We start from the raw sequence: 23361 nt of genomic DNA on the forward strand, positions 1-23361 counted from the left end.
ATAAATTCTGTCTGGCTCCAAATGCCAATATAGATACACGAGTTCCATATTTCAATAGAAACAAATAATACGCTAAGTATGAAATCTAGTATCAAAACAGCCTGGAAGTTTATCCGTTTCGATAAGACAAAAAGCATAGGAGTAGTAGTTGGAATAGTAATCAGTACTTTCCTCATCGGACAACAAATTGGAACATTTAATTTTTTGACAGGATTAATGAGCGTGTTGGTAAAAAATACAACCGCAGATATTTGGGTTGTTGATAATAAGACGACAGATGCCAATCAGCTTAGTTTGATTGATATCCGAAAAGAAAAAGAGATCAAGAGTTTGACTGGTGTAAAAGAAGCATTTCCAATCGTTGTAACAAACGGTAAGGCAAAATTTCCTGATGGAACCAGTGCTGTTGTAAATATTATAGGGAGTGAATTCCCTTATTTTAAGGCAGGTCCGGATAGTACCAAGATCATACAAGGAAAACTTCCGGATTTATTGCAGGAAGCGGGTGTGTCTGCAGATTATTTTGACCGAAGTAATTTCGGAGGGTCGTCAAATGTTGGAACCTATTTTGAAATCAATGGAAAAAGAGCCGTTATCACTTTACAAACAAAAGGAATAAGAGGTTGGGGCGGTTATTTGATGTACACTACAATAGACAGGGCAAGGTTTTACAGTGGTATTTCTTCGACTGATATAAGTGCTTTAATGGTAAATGTAAAAAAAGGGGAAGATGTAGATCAGATCGTAGATCAAATTAATCGTTCTATTTACGGAGTAAGAGCATGGCGCACGTCGTCCTTGAGTTCATCAACGATAAAGAGTGTTTTGGCTTCTACAGGTTTAGGTGCCAGTACAGGATCTTTGGTGGGATTTGCCATTATAGCAGGTTTTTTTATCATTGGCTTAACGATGTATTCATCGGCACTTGACAGAATTAAGGATTATGGAACTTTAAAAGCAATTGGCGCTACTGATTCATACATTAGAAAATTGATCCTTACACAAGCCACTTTATTTGCTGTTGTTGGATTTATGGTTGCCCTTGTTTTCTTACTGGGTTTTAAAAACGGAATGTACCAAACGGGAATAGTGATAGATTTTAGTCCAATAATACTTTTCTCCATTCTAACCATCACTTTCTCTATTTCGCTCTTCGGGGCCGTGTTTGCTATTAGAAGAATAAAAAATGTAGAACCTGCCTCTGTATTTAGGGGTTAAAAAATTGTTATAATGAAAAATAATTCAATGCCTACCTGTTTTATAAGATGTCTTCTGTTCTTATGCTTTTTTAAAATGAATGCACAAAACCCGACATGGACCTTAGATAAAGCAATTGAAGCGGCACAAAAGAACAGAAAGTTATTGGCTTCGTTGGAAACAGAACATAAAATCAATCAATTAAAGACAAAAGAATTAAATGCAAAATATTTGCCCAGAGTAGCGTTGAATTATAATTATCAATACAATCCAATTATTGCTACAAGTGTTATACCGGCCGAAGCTTTTAATTCCCGTGTATCATCTGATGGCATGATTCCAATAAAATTAGGGGCTAATTATTCTCAAAACGCAGGTGTTTTGCTACAACAACCACTGTTGGATATCTCTATTTCAAAATTAATAATTGAATCTAAACTGCAGGAGAAACTAGCCGCTTTAAATGAAAAAGAAGCAAAGCTGGAACTGACTTATGAAGTCTCAAAAGTATATTTAAACATATTGGTAGCTGAAGAACAAGAAAATGAAGCTGTTGGTGATACTGCCCGGACAGCATTGAGTTTGGAGACTATTAACCAAAAATACAAAAACAAAAGAGTTTTAAAAGTTGCCGTAAACGACGCTAAAGTAACGCACAATAATGCCGTTCAAAAATATCGCAATGCAGCAAATAACATATTGGTTTTAAAACAATATTTCTTGTATGTTATTGGAAACGAATCTTCTATTGCTTCTTCTGTAACATTAGAAAAATACAGCATGGATGAAAGTAGTACTAATCTGGATGAAAGTCTAATTGAAGCATTGCCTCCAATTGAAATTTTAAAAACGCAAAATCAAGTATTGGAGAACAAAAAAAAACTGGAAAGAACGAAATATAGTCCTTTGATTGCGATTAATGGTTATTTAGGAGCCGATCAATTTACAGAAAACATGAATCCTTTTCAGCAAAATAGCTGGTATGGAAATAGCTATATCGGCATGTCACTGAAGTTACCTGTTTTATTCGGAGAGAACACGGCAAAAAGAATAGATCAGCTAAAGTTTCAGCAAAAACAGAATAATGATAAAATTACAGAGAATCTGAATAAAAGTAAATACAATGCCTTAAATGCTGTTACTGTATACACTAATATCCTGGAACAGCTAAAAACAGTGCGCGAAAATAGTAAGCTCACTTCTGAGATTGTGATAATCTACCAAGAACGGTATAAGTTTGATCAAATATCGTTTTATGAGCTAAATGACAAAGAGATTCAATTGCAAAATCTGGAACTGTTTCATAATCAACTTAAAAAGCAATTGATCGTATCCTGGCTTGATTGGAAAAAAGCAGCAGGAAAATTAGTCCTGTAAGACTGAAGAGAATTAATAGCAAATTTCATAAAGAAAAACATTGTTCTTTAAGCACCTATCTATTTGACTGTTTCTATAATTCCGCTGTGAGTTCGGTTCTGTTTAATTGCAAAAAAACAGATATTCAGAACAGATTAGAAAACTGCTATTTCTCTGTTTGTATTTCACCCGAGCTTGTTTTTTATAGATATACATTTCTGTGGCTGTATTTTTCAGCTTGATACTATTGATTTTAGAAAGTAGTGGCGAAGTAATGGTATTTTACCCGCCACTACTCTACAAACAAAAAATAACATTTTCGCCTTTTTTGACTTCCATATTTAGTTCCTCATTTTTGATACTTCCTTTTTTATTTTTCTAACCACCAACTTGAATTAATTACTGTTTTATTAATTTAACTTTTTTCACATTCTTACCTTGACTTATTTCTGCAAGATATACGCCTGGAAGCAGATTAGCACCTATTATTATTGTTTGTATATTGTTAGACTTTATCGTGTTTAGCTTTCTTCCTAAAATATCATATACATTTACAAAAACGGGGTCTGTAGAATCTCCTGTTAGATGTACTTTAAATTCCGTTTTTGAAGGGTTGGGCGTAACAGTTACTTTAAATTCATTGGATGTTTCCTTATTTGGAGTATTAATTCCCAATGTGGTTTGTACTAATTCCGTTTGAATGGTTAATCCGTTGATTGTACTAAAGGTAACATTGGTATTAACACCATTTTCCGCGATAGTAATCTTATTTGAAGGGGATGCTAAATCCCAGTTACCGACTAATGTGAGTGTAACCAAATCAGCTTGCGGAACGCTGTTAAGAATTGAATTCTGACTGCTAATCTGGCTCAAATTGTAGGTTTCATTTACGCCTAATAAACCTAAATTTGGATTGGTAAGACTTACTTTTAATTTTTTTCCGTTGTCAATTGTTTGAGTCATTACAACTGCCGGCTTGTTTACACTAATTACTACATCATAATTCAATATACTGGCAGGATCAAAAATAACATAACCAAATATAGCATCCGGTTTGTATTCGGCAATATGTGCCTGATTGTTCTGTTGGTAAATCGTAAAATAAGAAGAAAAATTATCCGCAAGTTGTTTTGTTTTAATTGGACCGCCCTGCATCACGATGGCATATTGAAATTTTCCATCGACAGGCGCAATACCATGATTGATAAATGCCGTGGTAAAATTTCCATTGGTATCCAAAGTGTTGCTATTATTTCGTGAATTTTGTGTGGTTCTGTTAATCGTTATCTCAGCAGTATTGTTTGAATTTTCAGGTAGTACGTATCCATTTCCCACAGCGTCAGTAGCCCATAGAGAACCGGCTGTTTGTGTATGTGTGAAATTTATACCTGTAGCTGTTATATTGTTTACATAAGTCGCAGTGTTGGTATCTGCAAGTGCTGTTTGAAATAAAGTGGTATGAATGGGATAAGTTCCGTTTGTGTCTTTGATATCAGATCCCAGACAAAGTATTATGTCTTTAAAAAAGAAATTAGATTTTAAAGCTGTCATGCCTCCAGCAGAGTTTATATCTTTATAATCCATTCCAAAAACACCATTATCATCCAAAGAGGCATGAGTTAAAAACGACTTGCCGTTCATTTCTCTCGAAATCCCGTTTCCAAGTACACTCAATGGAAGATAAGCAACTGAAGTTCCCGGTACATGCGACCAGTCCCAACCGTTTTCTACATAACCATTTGAACTGCGACTTACCGGATTTCCCGAGGTTAATAACTCCAAAGCTCCGGCGGAAGTATATCTTCCAAAAATATTTTCAGTGTCTGAATTTTCGAAATGCCAAATGTGCTTACTTGTTCCTTTTACGCTTGCCTGATAACCGTTATATTTATGCACACTCAAACCTGCGTATGGAAAATTAAATTGTCCTTCGGTTATTTCTGAAGAAGGGGTAATTCCTGAATTTAAAGTTTGTAAAATATCCCTCACTCCACCAATAGTATTGACTAGTGTAATAGACAATGCATTTTGTCTAAGCAATGCGATATTGGCAGTAAAAGAAAGATTCCATAATCGAACAAACTCTTTTCCTGCATCTAAATTAGTTATTGGATCTGTTACATATAAAAAGGCCATAGCTTGTCTCAAATCATCAAGTACAGCAGTGTTCGTTGGGAATCTTCCGGCAAGCCCCAAAGGAACTTCAAAATCCTTACTAAATTTACTATAGTTTAGAATGGCATTTTTTAAATTACTTTGCGCTGTTGTGTTTAATTCATAAGCCGTATTTTTAAGCATCATGTTGAGAATAGAAGATTGTTGTAAAGCTTCAACTCCGTATGAATTTGAGTAGGCACCTCTATGATGGTAAGTAATAAAATCAGGTTTAATACAATCATTCCATCCATTACTGATTTTTAATGCATTATCAATAAACCTTTTTAGAAAATCCATATTATCAAGCTTTGTTATATCAGAATCGTCTTGTGCAAGTACGTAACAAAGTCGCTGTTGAACTGAGGAACGAATTACATCTGAATTAAATCCGGGATTGGTAAAATTGAAATAGGGATATCCGGGTGCTATAAAAGTGGTAAGAGCGTTAAGTGCTCCCATGTGATGTTCAAACTCACCAACATCAATTAACTCTTCTCTCATTAAAAAAATGGCAGTAGCATAACCTGATGAGCGCAAACAAACTCCGTAATGGCTGGTAATTATTTCTTCAGTAGCAGGAATTGACCGATATGCAAAGTTAGTGCTACCACTAATCCCTTTTGCTTTCATATAGCTAAAAAGAGATAAGATCTTATCTTTAAGTACAATACTGTGGTAATCCGGGTTAGGACTATTTACCGATCCTTTTAGCTGATATAAAAACGCTAATCTAATTAATTTTTGTTCAACTAACACTTGATAAGCACTTTGATCTGTACTTTGGGTAAAATCCCATACCGGACCGGGATTAGCAAAATCATAAGAGGATAAATTTTTGGCGGCGATTCCGTTTTTCAAAAACCGATTGTACCTTTCATTTACCTCTGTTTTGGTATAATCGACATTTTCGTCCGTCAGCCAATCCTGATATTTTTTTCTAATTTTATTTACCTCACTGGTTTGTGCATAAGACAAATTGAACACTAAGGCAACTAGCCATGCCACTACACTAGATTTTTTACACATGTTTGATTATTATTTGAATGATTAAACATTACATTTTATTCTTTATGACGAACCGAAATCGAAACTCCGTTACTACCTGAGAATAAAAAACCAAAAAAAAAAGACAAAACTTAGTTGCCTACATAAAGTGTTTAACCACTAAATAGGTAACTAAATTTTGTCTTTGGAATTATTTTGGAAAAATACAACTATTTTTTCTGCTACCGATTCGTTATACGATTTTTTTACAAAAGAGCCGTTTTTTCTTTTTGAAGAACTTTACCGGCATGTTTCGATCGTGTCAAAAGCGAAAGTGATTGGCATTTAGCTGCTTTTGTTTTTTTTGAATTGTTTTTAAATGCTATTAAGTTCACCATAATCTCCTGGCGGTAACTTTCAAGCATTCCTTTACTTTAGAGATTAATTGCCTATATTTGAAGTCTATTTCTATGACTAAAATGAATACACCTTTCCAAAAAGCCAGCGAGTGGATCGATGCTGAAAACGCACAAGATCCCAACATTGAAACCGATCAGAACATCGAATATCCGAAAGAATTATTATACTCGGATCGCATGTATAAAAGGCTGATGCAGTTCTGTCCGGAAGCTTCAGAAGAGGTACAAATTGCCTCAAAAGCACAGCATATCTGCCGATGGAAGGTTGCCCGGGAATCGTATCCTATGGATCGTGTTGGTTACTTAAGATGGAGAGAAGAACTGAAAAAATTCCATGCTGTAACTACGGCAGCAATCTTAGAAAAAGCAGGTTACGAAAGTACCTTTATTGACCGTGTGTCTTTTTTAATTGAAAAAAAACTACTTAAAAAAGATCTTGAAACACAATTATTGGAAGATGTCATCTGTCTCGTATTTTTAGAATACTACCTTGATCCTTTTGTGCACAAACACGATGAGGAAAAACTCAAAAATATCATCAAAAAAACCTGGGATAAAATGTCTGATAAAGGACATCAGGAAGCTTTAAAAATAAACTATACCGCAGCTAATCTGGAACTCATAAAAGCTTCGCTCGGGTTGTAGATACAGCATTCTTTTTAGCATTTTTCATCTAAATGAAGCCTTTAAACAACGCTTCCCAAAGGCTGTATAATAAATTTAGTATTTACAGCCATAAGGTTACTTATGGATCAAGTGCAAAAGTTGTGGAGAAGTTAAATCTCGCAAAGTCGCAAAGCCGCAAAGTTTAAAAAGAAATCAAGAGCTCGTAAAAAGGGATCAAGTGCAAAAATTGGGGGGGTGGGCAAAAAGAAGTAATAAATAAAAGTACTTCGTCTTAGTCGATCCTATTGCTTTCTCAGTATAAAAAATCCGTTTTTATCAGCGTTTTTCTATTGCAAATCCGGATAATCTGCGTCCAATTCTACATAATGGTTATACACACATATTACAATTTAAATTCAGACACGGATTGAACAGATTCGTTATCACGAAGACACGGATTAAAACGGATTCAAAATTCTTTCTAATGAAATTTAAACAGAGACTTAACGAAATTTTTATTTTTCCACAACTTTTTAATTTGCTCTTTTTTCGGCAAGTAGCGTAAAATGAACTTACATCACTTATATGGTTTAAGTACACTTTTACTTAATCCTCAACTTTTGCTCCTGATCCGTAAAAGTTGGAATTTGGAATTTAAAAATATTGGAATTTTTCTTTTCCTTACAAAAGCACTTCTATCATTTCTATTACCGGCACTTTGAGTGTTAAAATAATCCTATTTTTCTTTCATTACAATAAAACTTAACATTAGCGTATATTTTTATTGCTTATATTTACTTAACTAAGAATTAACGATTTAGAAACATTGTTAATTTTTTATCGGTCGTAATTTCACAAGATTCAACTATTAAAGTAAATACCATATGGAAAAAGAAACAGACGAAACTATCGCACAAAGTACTGATTTACCTAAAACAGATAGTACTCCAACAGTTACAGAGGTAAAGAAAGCAGAAACTCCTTCTGCGACAACAGCTGCAAAAAAACCGGTAGCTAAGAAACCAGCTACCACTACTCCACCACCGGCTAAAACTACTACTCCAAGAGCTCTGGCAAAAAAAACTGCTACTACATCACCGACTAAAACTACTACTCCAAGAGCTTTGGTAAAAAAAGCGGCAACTACATCACCGACCAAAACCACTACTCCAAGAGCATTGGCAAAAAAAGCGGCGACTACATCACCGACCAAAACTACTACACCAAGAGCTTTGGCAGAAAAAATTATCAATCCTAAAGTGGTTGTGAAAGGTACAGTTTTGACAAGTGCAGAAGACGATAATAAATCCAAGAAGACTGTCGCAGTAAAGAATGAAGAAACTGTTAAAAAAGATAAATCAAAAGACAAAAAGAAAAAGATGAAAGACAAGGAAAAAGAGAAAGAGAAAAAGAAACTAGCCAAGAAAAAAGAGAAAGCTAAAAACGACAAAAAGAAAGAAAAGGCTAAAAAGGCAAAACAAAAAGCTAAAGCGAAAAAGAAAGAAAAAGCTAAAAAAGCGAAACTAAAAGCTAAAGCAAAAAAAATTGCTAAAAAGAAAGCAAAAAAATCAAAATCTAAAAAGAAATAATACTACGAATGGGTTTGACTTTTAATAGTTGAACCCTTTTTTATGATTTTTAAAATTAAGCTTAGTTTTCTTTGTGTTTACTTTTTTTAACCGCAAGGGCCGCAAAGGGATTACGCAAGAAATGCAAAGTTTAATTATAACAGTATGGCTTCTTTTTAATTTTATACCTATTTTTTTTTCACCCAGATTTAGCAGATTTTTTTAAGAAGTAAATAGATCAGCCCAATCTGCTAAATCTGCGTGAAAAAAAAATCTTTGTAAACCTTTATTTTAATCGCAAAGTAAAGGCGAGGTGCGCTAAGATTTGTACAAAGTAAATAGAGGGTTTATGGAATATGCACTAAACTTATTTTGAAGTAATTTTAAAGACTCAGATTGCCAAAAGCTTTTATCTCTTAGCGAACCTTGCGGTTAAAAACCAAATTAACAAGATTCCCTACTCTAAATCCAAGTTCTGTAATATAAACTCATCATCAAAATATTCTTTAAAATAAGAAATCAATTTGGAGTTGTTTTTAACCACTTCTCCAATCACGATAATTGCCGGTGCTGCAATTTCGTGCGCAGCAACCAATTGTGTTATTGAACTTACGGTTCCTATTACTTTTCGTTCTGTAGCTTTCGTTCCGTTTTGGATAATGGCGATGGGTAAATCATCTGTTCTGTTTTCTTTATAAATAGCAATGATTTCTTCTAATTTATGCATTCCCATTAAAATCACTACTGTCGCTGCCGATTTTGATGCCAAATGAATGTCTTTAGAGAGTTCATGATTTGAAGTCGTTCCGGTAATCACCCAAAAACTATCTGCTATCCTACGTTGTGTTAAACTGATTCCAGCCGAAGCAGGAACTCCTAAAGCAGATGAAATTCCGGGAACAATATCGGTTTCTAAACCCCATTTTTCTACATATTCAATTTCTTCACTTCCTCTTCCGAAAATAAAGGGATCACCCCCTTTTAAACGCACCACATGTCCATGACGGTTGGCCATTACAACAATCAATTCATTAATCTGATCTTGTGTATAGGCATGACAACCGGAGCGTTTGCCAACAAAAATAATTTCTGCATTTTTTGCATACTGTAACAATTCTTCGTTGACCAGTGCATCGTAGAGAACCACATCTGCACTTTCTAAAACTTTTATTGCTTTCAATGTAATCAATTCAACATCACCGGGACCTGCTCCTACAACCGTTAATTTTGGAGTTTTTACTTTTTGCATTTCTGTTAACTTATGTTGATATTAAAGTCGTTTAGTTCGTCAGCCGAACTACTATTGGTGAGATGAAAGTTTTCACTTTCTTCAATCGTAATCACCTGATGTGGAATTTTGGCTAATAAATCCGTCACTTTCAATTGGTCTGAATCGATTGCTTCTTTTATAATTGGCAGCATTTTTTTAGAATAAATTCCGATTAGCGAATGAATTTTACTGGCAGATGCAAAAACAGTAACTCCAGCTTCATCGGTATGTTTTGAAATTAACTCCGATAATAATTCAGTAGAAATCAATGGAATGTCACAACTCAGGATCAGGTTAAATTCGGTTTTAGAATGCATCAATGCGGTGTAAATACCTCCTAATGGTCCTTTATCGGTAATAATGTCCGGTATTTTTTTATAGGCTAAATAATCGTATTCGCTCGTTGTGGTAATCAATTTTATTTTTTGTGTAAGGGGTAAAACCGCCTGAATGATATGTTCAATAAAAGGTTTTCCTTGAAATAAAACCAATCCCTTATCAGATTGCACATCAGAGCTTTTTCCTCCACAAAGAATAAATACCGTTAACGCTTTCATAACAAAAAATTTATAGATTAGACGTTACTCAAAAACACTTATTTTTTACTTTTGATGAACATTTATCTCCGTAATTCCCAACGAAATTAAAAAACCAATTACCTCCTGTGTAATCAAAATATCCGATTCAAAAACAAGATCCCCTTTGGCGATCGGTTGCAACTTAGAAGAAACACCTGCAAATTGTTCCGGCATAATGGTAATCAAAATCGATTTATCATTGGCCATAACATACTCTTCCGTAACAATTGTATCTGCGTTGTTTGGTATAAAAGTGCCTAAAGCAACAAATACGGCTTCATTATTTTTTACATTTAAACTAAGACGATCCGCAATCGGCACATCGCAAATCAGATCGTATTGGTGTTTCTCACTGTGAATAAAAGCATAGCCTTCTACTGTTGACAATCTAAATGATGGTATTGTAATCGGTGCATATAGGGCTTCTCCCAAAACACAATCAAATGCTTTAGCTACAGAAATTTTTTGCATGGGTGATTTTGAACTGGTTGCGTTCCCATCGGTTAAAGCTTTATTAACTTTTATCATTATTATAAATATATACTATGCTAAATACAGCTAAAAAAAGAGAGGTGCCTTTGCAATAGATCGTGTAAAAAAATCAGTCGTATTTTAATGTCTATAAAATTAGTCTAATTTATTCAAAATCACCATTTAAATTGAATGTAGTTTAGAAGTAAAGTCATTTTTTTAAGCTACACTTACGTCCTACCTACTGTTTTTTGTCTTTTTTTAGTGCCGTTTAAAGAATTAAAAAACGAAAAACAAAGTACAAAATACTACATTTTAAGCTGTCATTGAAAAATAATACGGCGAATTAAAAAAACAAAAAAACAAACTCCACTCCTATAAAAACCAACACTTTAAACACCTTCAACAAACTAAAAAACTACCCTCATTTTAACATTCAAAAAAAATAATTAAACTTTTTTTTGGATATTATTATATTAAAATTAACTTTGTCTATAGAATTAGTAGAGTTTAAAATCGTATTTAAAACCAAAAGCACTATATTTTGAAAACAACTGAAAGCATTTCGTATTCCATTTTACTTAAAAAATATACATCTAACATTTTTTGTTATATGTGCTTCTGTTGCTAAACTCCGCCATTAATTCGTTCGCGCTGATTATTCTCTAATCACTAAAATCAATCTGATTTAAAAAACGAATCTTTTAAAAAATCATCACAAAAATATTTACTGAAATTACAAAAATCTGTTTGCTGCATTGCTTTGCACTAAACTGATTATTGAAACGATACCTACAATCCAAAAAAATTAATAACTAAAAAAACTAAAATGAAAAAAATGCAAGGCTGTTGCTGTAACTAAAAAAAAAGCCATTTCTGCGGCAACAGAAATGGCGAGGCTTAAGAACAACATTATCGTGAAATAAAGGAAACAAACAGAGAGTTGAAAAATCAACTTTCAAGGCTCCTTGTTAATTACTTAAAACCAATACAAAGAAATGAAAAAAATATTAAAGATATACTCATTGCTTTCTATCTTGCTGTTATCGGCAGGAATTAATGCCCAAAACACCACACCACTCATACAATCAAAGTTAGACGGAACTGTCGTAGATGACATTACTAATCAACCTATTATCGGCGCTTCTGTAACTATTAAGGGAACGACACACGGAGTTGTAACAGATACAGAAGGAAAATTCTTTTTTCAAACCGGCCAAAAATTTCCATATACTTTAATCGTAAGTTACATCGGATATAAAAAAACAGAAATAGTTGTCGAAGGAAATCCGGTAATTATAAACCTTAAAGAAGAGCGCCAGGAATTAGACGAATTAGTAGTTGTCGGATATGGTTCTCAGAAAAGAAAAGACATTACAGGTGCTGTGGCCTCAATTCCAAAAGCCAATCTTGCTCAGGTCACCTCATCAGCAGACAATTTATTACGAGGAGCTGTTCCGGGTGTAGTGGTAACACAAAGCTCGGGACGTCCGGGCGCTTCTTCCAGCGTACGCATCAGAGGTGGAAATTCTATCACTGCCGGTAACGAACCGCTATACGTCATCGATGGCATCCTAGTTTACAATGACAATAGCAACGGTACAGCCGGAGTCGCTCTGGCCGGAGCAGGAGTTAACGTATTATCGACGATTAATCCGGGTGATATCGAATCTATTGAAGTCCTAAAAGACGCTTCTGCAACCGCCATTTACGGCTCAAGAGGGGCTAATGGAGTAATACTTATTACAACAAAAAAGGGTACAAAAGGAGTGGATCGAATCTCCTATCAAGGTTATTTTGGAGTACAATCCGTATCTAAAAAACTAAATCTGATGAACGCTTCCCAATGGGCCAGTTTGCGTAATGATGTTCAGGCCAGTATCGGACAGGCGCCTTCTTTTACAGCCGCACAAATTGAAGATTTTAAAACTTCCGGAAATTACGACTGGCAATCTGCTGCTTTTAGAACCGCAGCTCCAATTCAAAACCATCAATTGACTTTTTCAGGCGGTGATGACCGTTCGAGATATGCTATTTCAGCAAGTTTTTTTGATCAGCAAGGTGTTGTAATCGGGACAGATTTTAAAAGAATTTCCTTAAGAGCCAATTACGAAAGAAACTATTCTCAAGTTTTTAAGTTTGGAGTAAACATCAATTATACCAACTCCTCCTCAAATGGAATTGGCTCCTCCAATTCAGGAAGAGAACCAAGTCCGCTGGTTAGTGCATTGTTAATTGCTCCCGTAGTTCCGATCAAAAATCCTGACGGAAGTTACAATGTCACCAAAAACCCCTACGCGACCTCAACAAACGGATATATTTCCAATCCGATCAATGATTTGGAAAATACGGTTAATGAAACCAAAATCAATAGAATCCTGAGTAGCTTGTTTGGGGAATATAAAATTACCAAAGAATTAATTGCTAAAGTTTCTGTAAGCGGCGATGTGATCAATACCAAACAAAATTATTACGCTCCTTCTTACACCACAACTGGAGCATCTACCAAAGGATTGGCTTCAGTTGGTAACCGACTGGTAAGTTCTGTATTGAATGAAAACACACTGAATTACAATACCCGTTTTGGAGAAAACCACAAATTTTCAGCTTTGGCCGGATACACACTGCAATATACCAAAGGTGAAGTGGTTACTGCCGGTGCCAACACTTTCGTGAATGATCATAATCTCTATAATGCCCTGCAAGATGGTGTTCCGACAAAACCGTATAGCGATGCTTTTGAAAGTGTTTTGAAATCATGGTTAACAAGAGTCAATTATTCTTATAAAGACCGTTATAATTTTACTTTGTCCGCCCGTGCCGACGGATCATCCAGATTTGGTTCGGAATCACTTTGGGGGTATTTTCCGTCAGCAGGATTCTCGTGGAATATTACAGAAGAAGATTTCGCTAAAAACTTAAAAGGAGTTACGGAAGCAAAACTTAGACTTAGCGCCGGAACAACAGGAAATCAGGAAATTGGAAATTATCTTTCTCTGGCTTCAATGGGTTCTGTTAACTATTCCTTCGGAGGCACGATCAACACCGGACTAGCCCCTACCCGATTGGCCAATCCCGATTTGAAATGGGAAAAAACAAATCAGTATAACATTGGTTTAGACCTGTCCTTATTAGACCGAAAAATAAATTTTGTTTTTGATGTTTACTACAAAAAAACCAATGATTTACTGATCAATGTACCTGTGCCGCTTACTTCAGGATATGCTACTGTACTTCAAAACATTGGAGGGGTTGAAAATAAAGGTATTGAGATTGGTTTGATCACCGAGAACTTAAAAACCGAGAACTTTTCCTGGAACTCTAATTTTGTGTTTTCTGCCAATAAAAACAAAGTCGTGGCAATAGGAAACGGAGTTACTCAATTTTTCCCAATCGTTCCAAATGGTTCTTTATTACAGCAACAACCCGTAATTGTGAAAGTCGGAAAACCTCTGGGGACTTTCTGGGGATACAGAACCAACGGTATTTTTCAGACTCAGGACGAAATCAATACACAACCTAAAATAAACAGTCTGGCCAATACCAAAGTTGGAGACCGCAAATATGTAGATACCAACGGAGACGGAATAATCTCAGCCGCCGATAAAGGAGATCTTGGAAGCTCACAACCCAAATTTGTGGGAAGTATCAGTAACACCCTATCGTATAAGGATTTTGATTTACAAGTTAATTTTCAGGGTTCTTATGGCGGAAAAGTTTTTAATGCCCTGAATCAACAACTGGAAATCTCTACACTTGGAACGAATGCGTCAACAGTCCTAAATGATCGTTGGACACCAGCAAATCCAAGCAATGAGATCCCAAGAGCATCGAGTTCTCCTCTGGCAATAGTTTCAGAACGTTATGTTGAAGATGCTTCTTTTTTAAGATTAAAACTAATCACTTTAGGTTACACCTTACCTAAAAGCGTTGCTAAAAAATTAAGAGCCAACAGTGTGAAATTTTATGTTTCTGCAGAAAACCTGATAACCTGGACTAAATACAAAGGCTATGACCCTGAAGTAAGTTCCTACGAACAAAACAATTTATATCCCGGCATTGACTTTGGCGCCTATCCAAATTCCAAAACATTCATTTCCGGTCTGAACGTAACTTTCTAAGTAAAAAAATAAAACGATGAAAAAAATACTATTCACAATTCTATTAGGTGCAGGTCTGCTGGTATCGTGCACCGATCTCGAGCTAACTCCAATCTCATTTGTTACGGAAGATAAATACTTTGTAACGCAAGATGATGCAGTGGCAAGCGTAACAGCCGTTTATGCTTCCTTAAATAATGATCCCGGTGAACAAAGTTTATTTGGCAGAAATCTATATTTCCTTACCGACATGGCTTCTGATTATGCTGCTGCGGGAGTTTCTGCAACGAATCCGCAAGTAAGAGCACTGAGCAGTTTGACACACGATGCTACTACAGATCGTGTTCAGGTAGCTTGGCGTCAGATTTATGCCGGAATCAACAGAGCCAATGTAGCCATTGACAATATTCCAAAAGTTTCTGGCTCGGAAGTAATCAAGATCCGATTGATTAATGAAGCAAAATTCATAAGAGCATTATTGTATTTTCAAGCGGTTCGTCTTTGGGGAGGCGTTCCGATTGTTTTACATGAACCAACTTCTATTAATGTTGAAAGTTTAAAATCAAAAAGAGCAACAGTAGAGGAAGTTTATGCTCAAATTATCTCTGATTTAACAGCAGCGGAAAGTTTGCCTGCAGTTTATCCTGCAAATGATGCCGGTCGTGCTACATCAGGAGCTGCAAAATCATTGTTGGTAAAAGTATACATTACCAGAAAAGACTGGGATAAAACCATTTTAAAATCTCAGGAAGTAATTAACGGGGGGTACGGATACGCTCTTTTTGAAAATTTTGCAGACGTATTCAACAAAGCCAAAAAAAATGGAAAAGAACATATTTTCTCTGTTCAATTCGAACCCAATCAGGCAGGAAACGGTTCTAGCGGCAGTACCTTTCAAGGAACTTCTTTTACCGGATTTACCGCAACAGAACCCGCAGATATTATTTCAGATGTAGCCCTATTTTATGACATCTATGCTCCTCAGGATACCAGAAGAGATGTGAGTTATGCCAAACAATTGTTCAATCCGGCAACAGGATCGTTATATACTTTTCCAAAACCGATTTTCAAAAAGTACCTGGACCTTACCAATCTGGCTTCTCCCGGTAATGTTGCCATTAATTTCCCGCTAATTCGCTATGCTGATATTTTATTGTCTTATGCAGAAGCAATTAACGAAAAAAGCGGCCCCACAGCAGAAGCCTACGAATATTTAAATCAGGTAAAAAGAAGGGCTTACGGAAAACCAATACTCACTCCTGATGCTACGATCGATTATTCCGGATTAACGCAAGCTACTTTCAGAGCGGCTCTTCAGGAAGAACGCAAAAAAGAATTCGTTCAAGAAGGCCAAAGATGGTATGATTTAGTACGCTGGGGAACTCTGGTTACCGAAGTAAAAAAAGTTACTGCCAAAAACTCGGTTTCTGAGAGAAATAATTTATACCCAATTCCACAAAGCGAAAGAAGTATCGACCCAGTTGGATTACCACAAAACACAGGATATTAATTAACCCAAATAAACAACACCAATGAAAAAAGTTAAAAACAACAGTACAATCAAAAGTCCGCAAAAAGGACTTTTGATTACGGCTTTACTAGCCGCACAATTCGGATTTGCACAATTAAATCCTGACACCGAATTTAAAGGAACTATCGGAAAAACTTTAGCCGATTCCAAAGAATACTGGCCGGAGCCTGTAACAGCACCAAAAGGAGCACCAAACGTGGTATGGATCTTACTTGATGACGTTGGATTTGGAGCTGCAAGTGCTTTTGGAGGTCTAATACAAACGCCAACTTTTGATAATCTGGCCAACAATGGCTTACGATACACCAATTTTCACACCACCGCAATTTGTGCTCCGACACGTGCTGCTTTATTAACGGGAAGAAATTCAGGAAGAGTACATGTTAGCGGATTTTCACACACCGTTTTGTCTGCCGGTTTCCCTGGTTGGGACGGAAGAATTCCTGCTGACAAAGGAACAATTGCCGAAATTTTACACGCTAACGGCTACAATACTTTTGCCGTTGGTAAATATGGTGTTACTCCTGACGAAGAGGCTACAGATGCCGGTCCGTTTGACAGATGGCCAACCGGTAAAGGATTTGATCACTTTTTTGGTTTCTTAGGCTCCCAAACCGATCAATATAAACCGGATTTGGTAGAGGATCAGGCACACGTAACTCCGGACGGAAGACATTTAACGGATCAGATCACAGACAAAGCGATCAGCTATATTACCAAACAACAAAAAGCAGCGCCGGGAAAACCATTTTTCTTGTACTATGCGCCCGGAGCCGTTCACGCACCTCATCAGGTTGCAGAATCTTGGACCGATCAATACAAAGGTAAATTTGATGAAGGCTGGGATGCTTATCGCGAAAAAGTATTAGCCAATCAGAAGAAATTAGGAGTAGTTCCTGCCAATGCTGTACTTCCGGAACGCAATCCGCTTATTACAGATTGGAAAAAACTGAGTCCGAACGAAAAGAAAGTATACGCCCGATTCATGGAAGTTTATGCCGGATATCTTACGTACACCGATCACGAAATCGGAAGAGTTGTAAATCACCTGAAAGAAACCAATCAATTAGACAACACGTTGATTATTGTTTCCATTGGAGATAACGGAGCCAGTAAAGAAGGGACTTTACAAGGAACCATCAATCAAAATCTATTTTCTCAGGGTGTTTCTGACGAAAAAAATCTTCAGGCCAACTTAGATCATATCGGGGAAATTGGTACGGCAAAAGGGCTCAATACCAACTATCCGTTAGGCTGGGCACAGGCAACAAACGTGCCTTTTAAAAACTGGAAACAAGATGCACAATCTGAAGGAGGAACCCGTAATCCATTGATTATCTTCTATCCAAAAGGAATTAAAGACAAAGGTGGAATCAGAAATCAATACAGCCATGTAACCGATATACTTCCAACTACACTGGACATTATTGGAGTTAAAGCTCCGGAATATATCAAAGAAATCAAGCAGGATAAAATACAAGGTTCTTCTTTATACGCTTCCTTAAACGATCCGAAAGCAGAATCCTTGCACAAAGTACAGTACTACTATATTTTTGGAAACAGAGCCATTTACAAAGACGGTTGGAAAGCTGCCGCAGCTCATCTTCCTGATTCTTTTGCCTTAAAAAATAGCTTAGGCAAAAATGAACCTCCTGTAAAAAGCAATTTTGATACCGATGTTTGGGAATTGTACAACTTAAACGAAGATTTTAATGAGCGTGTCAACCTTGCTAAAAAATACCCTGAAAAATTAGCCGAACTTAAAAAACTGTTTGATGAGCAGGCAAAAGAAAATAATGTCTATCCGCTAATTGACTGGCAGGATGTTTTCAGCAGAAGAATCCACAATTCAGGACCGGATAAAGACAAAAATATTCAAGAACTTATTAAGAAAGCCACCCAACCCGCAGGAGGATCACATTAATTCGTTACAACTAAAATTCAGGTCTTTTTGATAAACCTAAAAGGCCTGATTCTATTTGAATCATTTAAAATTAAATCAATATGAAAAGAGTAGACTATGAAATTATTGGAAAAAAGATTGTCGTTGGGGCAATTGTATTTTTAGTACCACTAGTCATTTTGGCTGGAGGTTTAGCATTAGTAAATCAACTTTTAAAATAAAAAATCATGGGAGTCATTCACAATCCACAAAAAAACTTAGCAAGAGACTTTGGAATCAGTCTTTTTATATACAGCTTGCCCGTAGTGGCCATTTATTTATATTTCAAACTAAACAATGGTATCATAGCAGAGTCACACCTTACGCTGCCTTCATTTTTAGAATTTGCAAAGCCGGTCTTTGCCAACATCCGCAGTTGGGGGCTAATCGTTTTCATGCTTATACTGGGCGTTATCGAATTCGCTGCGGGTCTGTATGACGATCAATGGACAGGACAAGAACGTAAAGTAGACATCATCTGTTTTTTGGCTCCAAAACTGCTATTACCTCCTGTAATTGCGTTTTTCAGTTTAACCGCTTTGCCTTTTCTAATTCCCAATTTAGCAAACACGCTTTCCTGGGTTCCGTTTTGGGGTGGCTTTTTCCTGATTGCCGTAGCCGATGATTTAACGCAATACTGGTACCATCGTTTGCATCATCAGGTCCCGTTTTTATGGCGTTTTCACAGAACACACCACTCAGCTCCCTACATGGGAATGGCGATGGCATCGAGACAGAATTTTATTTATACCGTTTTCTTTTCACAAATTTATCTGACCGCGACCTTAACGTTTTTAGGTTTAGGATTGCCGGCTTTGTTTGTTACGGTTATAAAAAGTTTTATCACATTGGGCGCCCATTCCAGTATTGCCTGGGATAAACCTTTTTACAAATACAGAATATTGCATCCGATTGCCTGGATTTTAGAACGTTTTATTTCGACTCCTGCCACACATCACGCACATCATGCTGACACAAGTGGCGATGGTGTTGGTCATTTTAAAGGCAACTTTGGCAATATGTTTTTTCTTTGGGACATCATCTTCGGAACAGGTTTGATCACTCGCAAATTTCCGAAGTCTTATGGAATGAAATCGTACAAACAAGAAGAATGGTATGCCCAGTTTCTTTGGCCAATTTTCAAATCTAAAAAAGAAGGAAGTGCTTTGGCCGATGGCGTTTTTGCTGCTCCCCTTGCACAAAAAGTGAATAACTACAGTAATGTTAATATTCCTTCTAATGTCCCAGCACCGGCCGGTCCTGCTTATTATGAGCATGTTGAATCTTAAAAAAATACCATGAAAAATAAAACAATAAAACGCCGTATAACAGCAATTGTATTTCTAATTACAATTGCTGGTTTTTCTCAGAATCGGAGTCAGACAATCGTTCCGTTAGAATCTTTTTATTCTAAAATTAAAAGCCAAAAGAATCCACAGCTAATTGATGCGAGAGGTCCGGAAGAATTTGCTTTAAATCATATCGAAGGTGCCGTCAACTTAAACCTTCAATCCGAAAATTACGCCAAATATGTGGCCCACTTAGATCCATCAAAACCGGTATTCATTTATTCCATCGGAGCCGGAAGAAGTGCGGCTCTTGCAGACGAATTACTAAAAAATGGCTTTAAGGAAGCCTATAGTTTAGAAGGTGGAATTGCCAGTTGGATTGGTGCCGGAAAACCTTTTTATACCAGTTCAAAAAGTAAGTTGACACTTGGTGAATACAAAAAAATCATCGCAGAAAACACGACCGTTTTAGTTGATATCGGATCCAAATATTGCGGTGCTTGTAAAAAAGTCAAACCGGTTCTGGAAACTCTGAAAGCCCAATATGGCGAAAATTTAAAAATTGTAGAAATTGAACTCGAAGACAGCCCGAAGATAATTGCTGATTTAAAAACAATACAAGTTTTCCCTACTCTGATCTTATACAAAAACGGGAAAATAACCTTTAAAAAAGAAGGCTCTGCTGATTTGAAAAAGGAAGTTGATTTGGCTTTGGCAAACAATTTAAACTAACCCAATTTCAATTAGAACAGCCGTTTAAACCGTATTCAATGAAAACCATTATAGCGACCACATCTCCTATTATTGGTTTTCATTTTTCAAATAAAATCTTTACATGTCAGTTAAAACAAAACAATTCACAATTCACGAAGACTGGACCGTCGTCATTTTAGGATTTTTAATCATTGGGATCTCCCTATTTATTTTCCTTCCTTCAGTGCCCGTTTTCAAATGGTCGAATCTGACCGATTTACAAGACGATGTTTTTGATTTCGGCAATCTTCAAATTCTTCTATTGCAGTTTTTATATTTCATTTCTATAGGAACCATAGGTGTTTTTCTCGTTGGGAAATCGGTCAAAAACTTCTTAATTGTTTTTCCTTTAGTCTATTTACTGACCGTTATTGCTTTAATTATTGCCGGAAATTCTGTTTTGAAAGGATTCAATTTAGAAGCCGTTATTTTTAGTCTGATTCTCGGTTTGTCCATTGGTAATTTTTTCAAACTTCCGGACTGGTTTCGTGCCGCACTTTCGACAGAAGTCTTTGTGAAAATAGGTTTGGTTTTATTAGGCACCAGTGTTATTTTTTCCGATATTCTTAAAGCGGGATCATTAGGATTATTTCAGGCATTACTGGTGGTATTGTCGGTTTGGTACTTTGCTTTTTGGCTTTGCAAAAAACTAAAAATAGATGACGAACTTGCTCTGATGATTTCGAGTGCGGTTTCTATTTGTGGCGTTTCTGCTGCCATTGCAACTTCGGGTGCGATAAAAGGAGATTCCAAAAAACTGTCCTATGTCATCTCGATTGTACTGGTAACGGCCGTACCAATGATGATTTTTATGCCGATTATTGCCAAATATTTCGACTTTCCGGAAGAAGTAACCGGAGCTTGGTTAGGCGGAAGCATTGATACTTCGGGGGCTGTTGCCGCTTCCGGCACACTGGTTGGCGAAACTGCTTTAAAAATAAGTACTATTGTAAAGTTTTCGCAAAACGTATTGTTAGGATTAGCCGCTTTTGCCATTTCAGTTTATTGGACGTATAACGACAATACACAATCTGATACCGAAATCTCTAAACCAACTTTAGGCGTAATTTGGCAACGTTTCCCAAAATTCGTAATTGGTTTTATTGCTGCCTCCCTCCTTTTTTCCTTCCTGATTGCTCCGGAAATTCGAAACGAGGTAAAAGACAGTTTGAAAAATCTACAAGGGATTTGGTTTGCTTTGGCTTTTACCAGTATTGGTCTGGAAACCAATTTCAAAGATTTACTAAGCAATACCATTAAAAAACCGCTGTACGCTTTTCTGATTGCACAATTATTCAATATTATCATTACACTCCTAATTGCATTTTTGCTTTTCAATAAGTAAATTTAGATTCCAATTTTAAACAAAAACAGCATGAAAAAAATAGCAACCCTACTACCACTCCTGTTTCTATCGGTAGTTTTAGTTCAGGCGCAAAGTAAAACAGCAGCTTCAAAACCCAATATAATCCTGATCATGGTCGATGATATGGGGTATTCTGACTTGGGAAATTATGGTTCGGAAATAAAAACGCCAAATCTTGATAAACTGGCAAAAGAAGGAACAAGACTGCGTGAATTTTACAACAACTCGATTTGTGCGCCAACCAGAGCTTCGTTATTAACAGGTCAATACCAGCACAAAGCCGGTGTAGGTTTTTTTGATGTGAATTTAGGATTACCCGCCTATCAAGGGTATTTAAACAAAGAGTCTCTCACGCTTGGAGAGGTTTTTCGTTCCGGAGGTTACAGTACCCTCTTATCCGGAAAATGGCATGTCGGTTCTGAAGATCAGGCACAATGGCCTAACCAGAGAGGATTTGATAAATTTTACGGTATCTTAAAAGGTGCTGCCAGCTACTTTGACACCAAGCCGCTGCCTTTCGGAAAAAAACCTTATCCGGTGAAATTGCTTCGAAATAACGAAGAATTACATCCAAAAGATGATTCTTATTATTTTACGGATGAGATTGGGAATAATGCGGTTACTTTCTTGGACGAACAAAACAAAGAAAACAAACCTTTCTTTTTGTATCTGGCGTTTACGGCTCCACACTGGCCCTTGCAGGCAAAACCTGTTGATATTGCCAAATACAGAGGCAAATTTGATGAAGGCTGGGATGTGTTAAGAGACCGAAGAATTCAAAAACTAAAAGAAAACGGTATTTTACCCGCAGATCAGACCATAGCACCAAGAGATCCCGAAGTTCCGGAATGGAACAAACTAACTTACGACGAAAAACAATTCTGGAAAGCCAAAATGGAAGTATATGCCGCAATGGTTGATAATATGGATCAGAATGTGGGCAAAGTTCTGGAGAAGATTAAAGCGTTAAAAAAAGACAAAAACACTTTGATTATTTTCATATCTGATAATGGAGCCCAAGGCGGTTTCAATACCTACAATCCTTTAGGAAGAGGTTTAGTCCGAAACGATGGACCAATTGGAACTTCGGGTTCTTTTGATTATCAGGAACAAAACTGGGCCTATTTATCCAATACCCCATTACAACAATATAAAAACAACATGCACGAAGGTGGATTTAGTTCCCCTTTTATTGCCTGGTATCCCTCAAAAATAAAAGCCGGAAGAATCGATAAAGGAACAGGACACATTATTGACCTCGCTCCTACTTTTTACGAACTGGCCGGAATAGAATATCCCAAAGCATATAATGGTGTGACGACAAATCCTTTGGTTGGGAGTAGTTTGTTATCTGTTTTATTTAATAATGTTTCGCAGGTCGATAGAGGCACACCATTGTTCTGGGAAAGAGCAGGAAACAGAGCCGTAAGAGACGGCAAATGGAAACTGGTTTCTACCTATCCGTCTTACGAATGGGAACTTTACAATATAGAAACCGACAGAGGCGAGACTACTAATGTTGCCCAACAAAATGCGGGAATTGTAAACCAACTTTCGGCAGCTTATTTTGAATGGGCTGACCGAACAGGAGTTGTCGAATACAGCAAATTCAAACTAAAAACAGAGCTGATGCCCGGTGGTGCAGCACTAAAAAAATAATTGTTTTTTTTGATATTTTAAACAATTATAAACAAAAGGCGATTGTGTTAAACAATCGCCTTTTAAATTTCAATTACAACCTATAATATTTTACATTTTTTAATTAAAAACAAAA

16 protein-coding genes are annotated in these 23361 nt (G+C 36.5%); 11 read left to right on the forward strand and 5 right to left on the reverse strand.

Annotated features, from left to right (window positions below; translation table 11 throughout):
- The first annotated feature begins 78 nt into the window (after nucleotides 1-78).
- Nucleotides 79-1218, forward strand: coding sequence for an ABC transporter permease (locus ACHRV5_RS13885; RefSeq protein WP_395427155.1), 1140 nt, complete (start codon nucleotides 79-81; stop codon nucleotides 1216-1218).
- A 75-nt stretch (nucleotides 1219-1293) separates the two neighbouring features.
- Entirely contained in the window at nucleotides 1294-2574 is a 1281-nt protein-coding gene (locus ACHRV5_RS13890) for a TolC family protein (RefSeq protein WP_395427156.1), read from the forward strand.
- A 378-nt stretch (nucleotides 2575-2952) separates the two neighbouring features.
- Here the strand turns inward: ACHRV5_RS13890 and ACHRV5_RS13895 are convergent, their stop codons facing one another.
- The gene (locus tag ACHRV5_RS13895) at nucleotides 2953-5736 is read right to left on the reverse strand and encodes a chondroitinase family polysaccharide lyase (protein ID WP_395427157.1); all 2784 of its coding nucleotides are present in this window, start codon (nucleotides 5734-5736) and stop codon (nucleotides 2953-2955) included.
- A gap of 437 nt (nucleotides 5737-6173) precedes the next feature.
- On the opposite strand from ACHRV5_RS13895, the gene ACHRV5_RS13900 reads away from it, so the two are divergent.
- A complete protein-coding gene (locus tag ACHRV5_RS13900; RefSeq protein ID WP_395427158.1) occupies nucleotides 6174-6758 on the forward strand; it encodes a DUF4202 domain-containing protein in 585 nt (194 codons plus the stop codon).
- An 829-nt stretch (nucleotides 6759-7587) separates the two neighbouring features.
- Here the strand turns inward: ACHRV5_RS13900 and ACHRV5_RS13905 are convergent.
- Nucleotides 7588-7971, reverse strand: a complete 384-nt coding sequence (locus tag ACHRV5_RS13905) for a hypothetical protein (RefSeq protein ID WP_395427159.1) — start codon at nucleotides 7969-7971, stop codon at nucleotides 7588-7590.
- Between ACHRV5_RS13905 and ACHRV5_RS13910 the strand changes: the two genes are divergently transcribed.
- Nucleotides 7952-8308 (forward strand): hypothetical protein, encoded by a 357-nt coding sequence (locus tag ACHRV5_RS13910; RefSeq protein ID WP_395427160.1) that lies wholly within the window; start codon nucleotides 7952-7954, stop codon nucleotides 8306-8308. The two genes, ACHRV5_RS13905 and ACHRV5_RS13910, sit on opposite strands and share 20 nt — an antisense overlap.
- Nucleotides 8309-8744: 436 nt before the next feature.
- Here ACHRV5_RS13910 and cobA read toward each other — a convergent pair whose 3' ends face one another.
- The 3 genes from cobA to ACHRV5_RS13925 are packed head-to-tail and all read right to left on the reverse strand — an operon-like array spanning nucleotide 8745 to nucleotide 10663.
- Entirely contained in the window at nucleotides 8745-9536 is a 792-nt protein-coding gene (gene cobA, locus ACHRV5_RS13915; protein ID WP_395427161.1) for a uroporphyrinogen-III C-methyltransferase, read from the reverse strand.
- A gap of 5 nt (nucleotides 9537-9541) precedes the next feature.
- Entirely contained in the window at nucleotides 9542-10114 is a 573-nt protein-coding gene (locus ACHRV5_RS13920; RefSeq protein ID WP_395427162.1) for a molybdenum cofactor guanylyltransferase, read from the reverse strand.
- Between the two features lie 45 nt (nucleotides 10115-10159).
- Nucleotides 10160-10663: a hypothetical protein gene (locus tag ACHRV5_RS13925; RefSeq protein WP_395427163.1), complete on the reverse strand. Its 504-nt coding sequence runs from the start codon at nucleotides 10661-10663 to the stop codon at nucleotides 10160-10162.
- 941 nt (nucleotides 10664-11604) lie between these two features.
- Here ACHRV5_RS13925 and ACHRV5_RS13930 point away from each other — a divergent pair.
- The 7 genes from ACHRV5_RS13930 (at nucleotide 11605) to ACHRV5_RS13960 (ending at nucleotide 23246) form a co-directional block, all read left to right on the forward strand.
- A complete protein-coding gene (locus ACHRV5_RS13930; RefSeq protein ID WP_395427164.1) occupies nucleotides 11605-14727 on the forward strand; it encodes a SusC/RagA family TonB-linked outer membrane protein in 3123 nt (1040 codons plus the stop codon).
- Between the two features lie 16 nt (nucleotides 14728-14743).
- Complete coding sequence (locus ACHRV5_RS13935; RefSeq protein WP_395427165.1) at nucleotides 14744-16216, forward strand: RagB/SusD family nutrient uptake outer membrane protein; 1473 nt, start codon at nucleotides 14744-14746, stop codon at nucleotides 16214-16216.
- Nucleotides 16217-16238: 22 nt separating this feature from the next.
- A complete protein-coding gene (locus ACHRV5_RS13940; protein WP_395427166.1) occupies nucleotides 16239-18161 on the forward strand; it encodes an arylsulfatase in 1923 nt (640 codons plus the stop codon).
- Between the two features lie 206 nt (nucleotides 18162-18367).
- Nucleotides 18368-19468, forward strand: coding sequence for a sterol desaturase family protein (locus ACHRV5_RS13945; protein ID WP_395427167.1), 1101 nt, complete (start codon nucleotides 18368-18370; stop codon nucleotides 19466-19468).
- Between the two features lie 9 nt (nucleotides 19469-19477).
- Nucleotides 19478-20200 carry a thioredoxin domain-containing protein gene (locus ACHRV5_RS13950; protein WP_395427168.1) on the forward strand — a complete coding sequence of 241 codons (723 nt, stop codon included), beginning with the start codon at nucleotides 19478-19480 and terminating at the stop codon, nucleotides 20198-20200.
- 103 nt (nucleotides 20201-20303) lie between these two features.
- Entirely contained in the window at nucleotides 20304-21566 is a 1263-nt protein-coding gene (locus ACHRV5_RS13955) for a YeiH family protein (RefSeq protein ID WP_395427169.1), read from the forward strand.
- A gap of 30 nt (nucleotides 21567-21596) precedes the next feature.
- A complete protein-coding gene (locus ACHRV5_RS13960) occupies nucleotides 21597-23246 on the forward strand; it encodes an arylsulfatase (RefSeq protein WP_395427170.1) in 1650 nt (549 codons plus the stop codon).
- Nucleotides 23247-23361: the final 115 nt, after the last annotated feature.

This window comes from Flavobacterium sp. FlaQc-52 (assembly GCF_044007495.1).
GTDB classification, from domain to species: Bacteria; Bacteroidota; Bacteroidia; order Flavobacteriales; family Flavobacteriaceae; genus Flavobacterium; species Flavobacterium cupriresistens.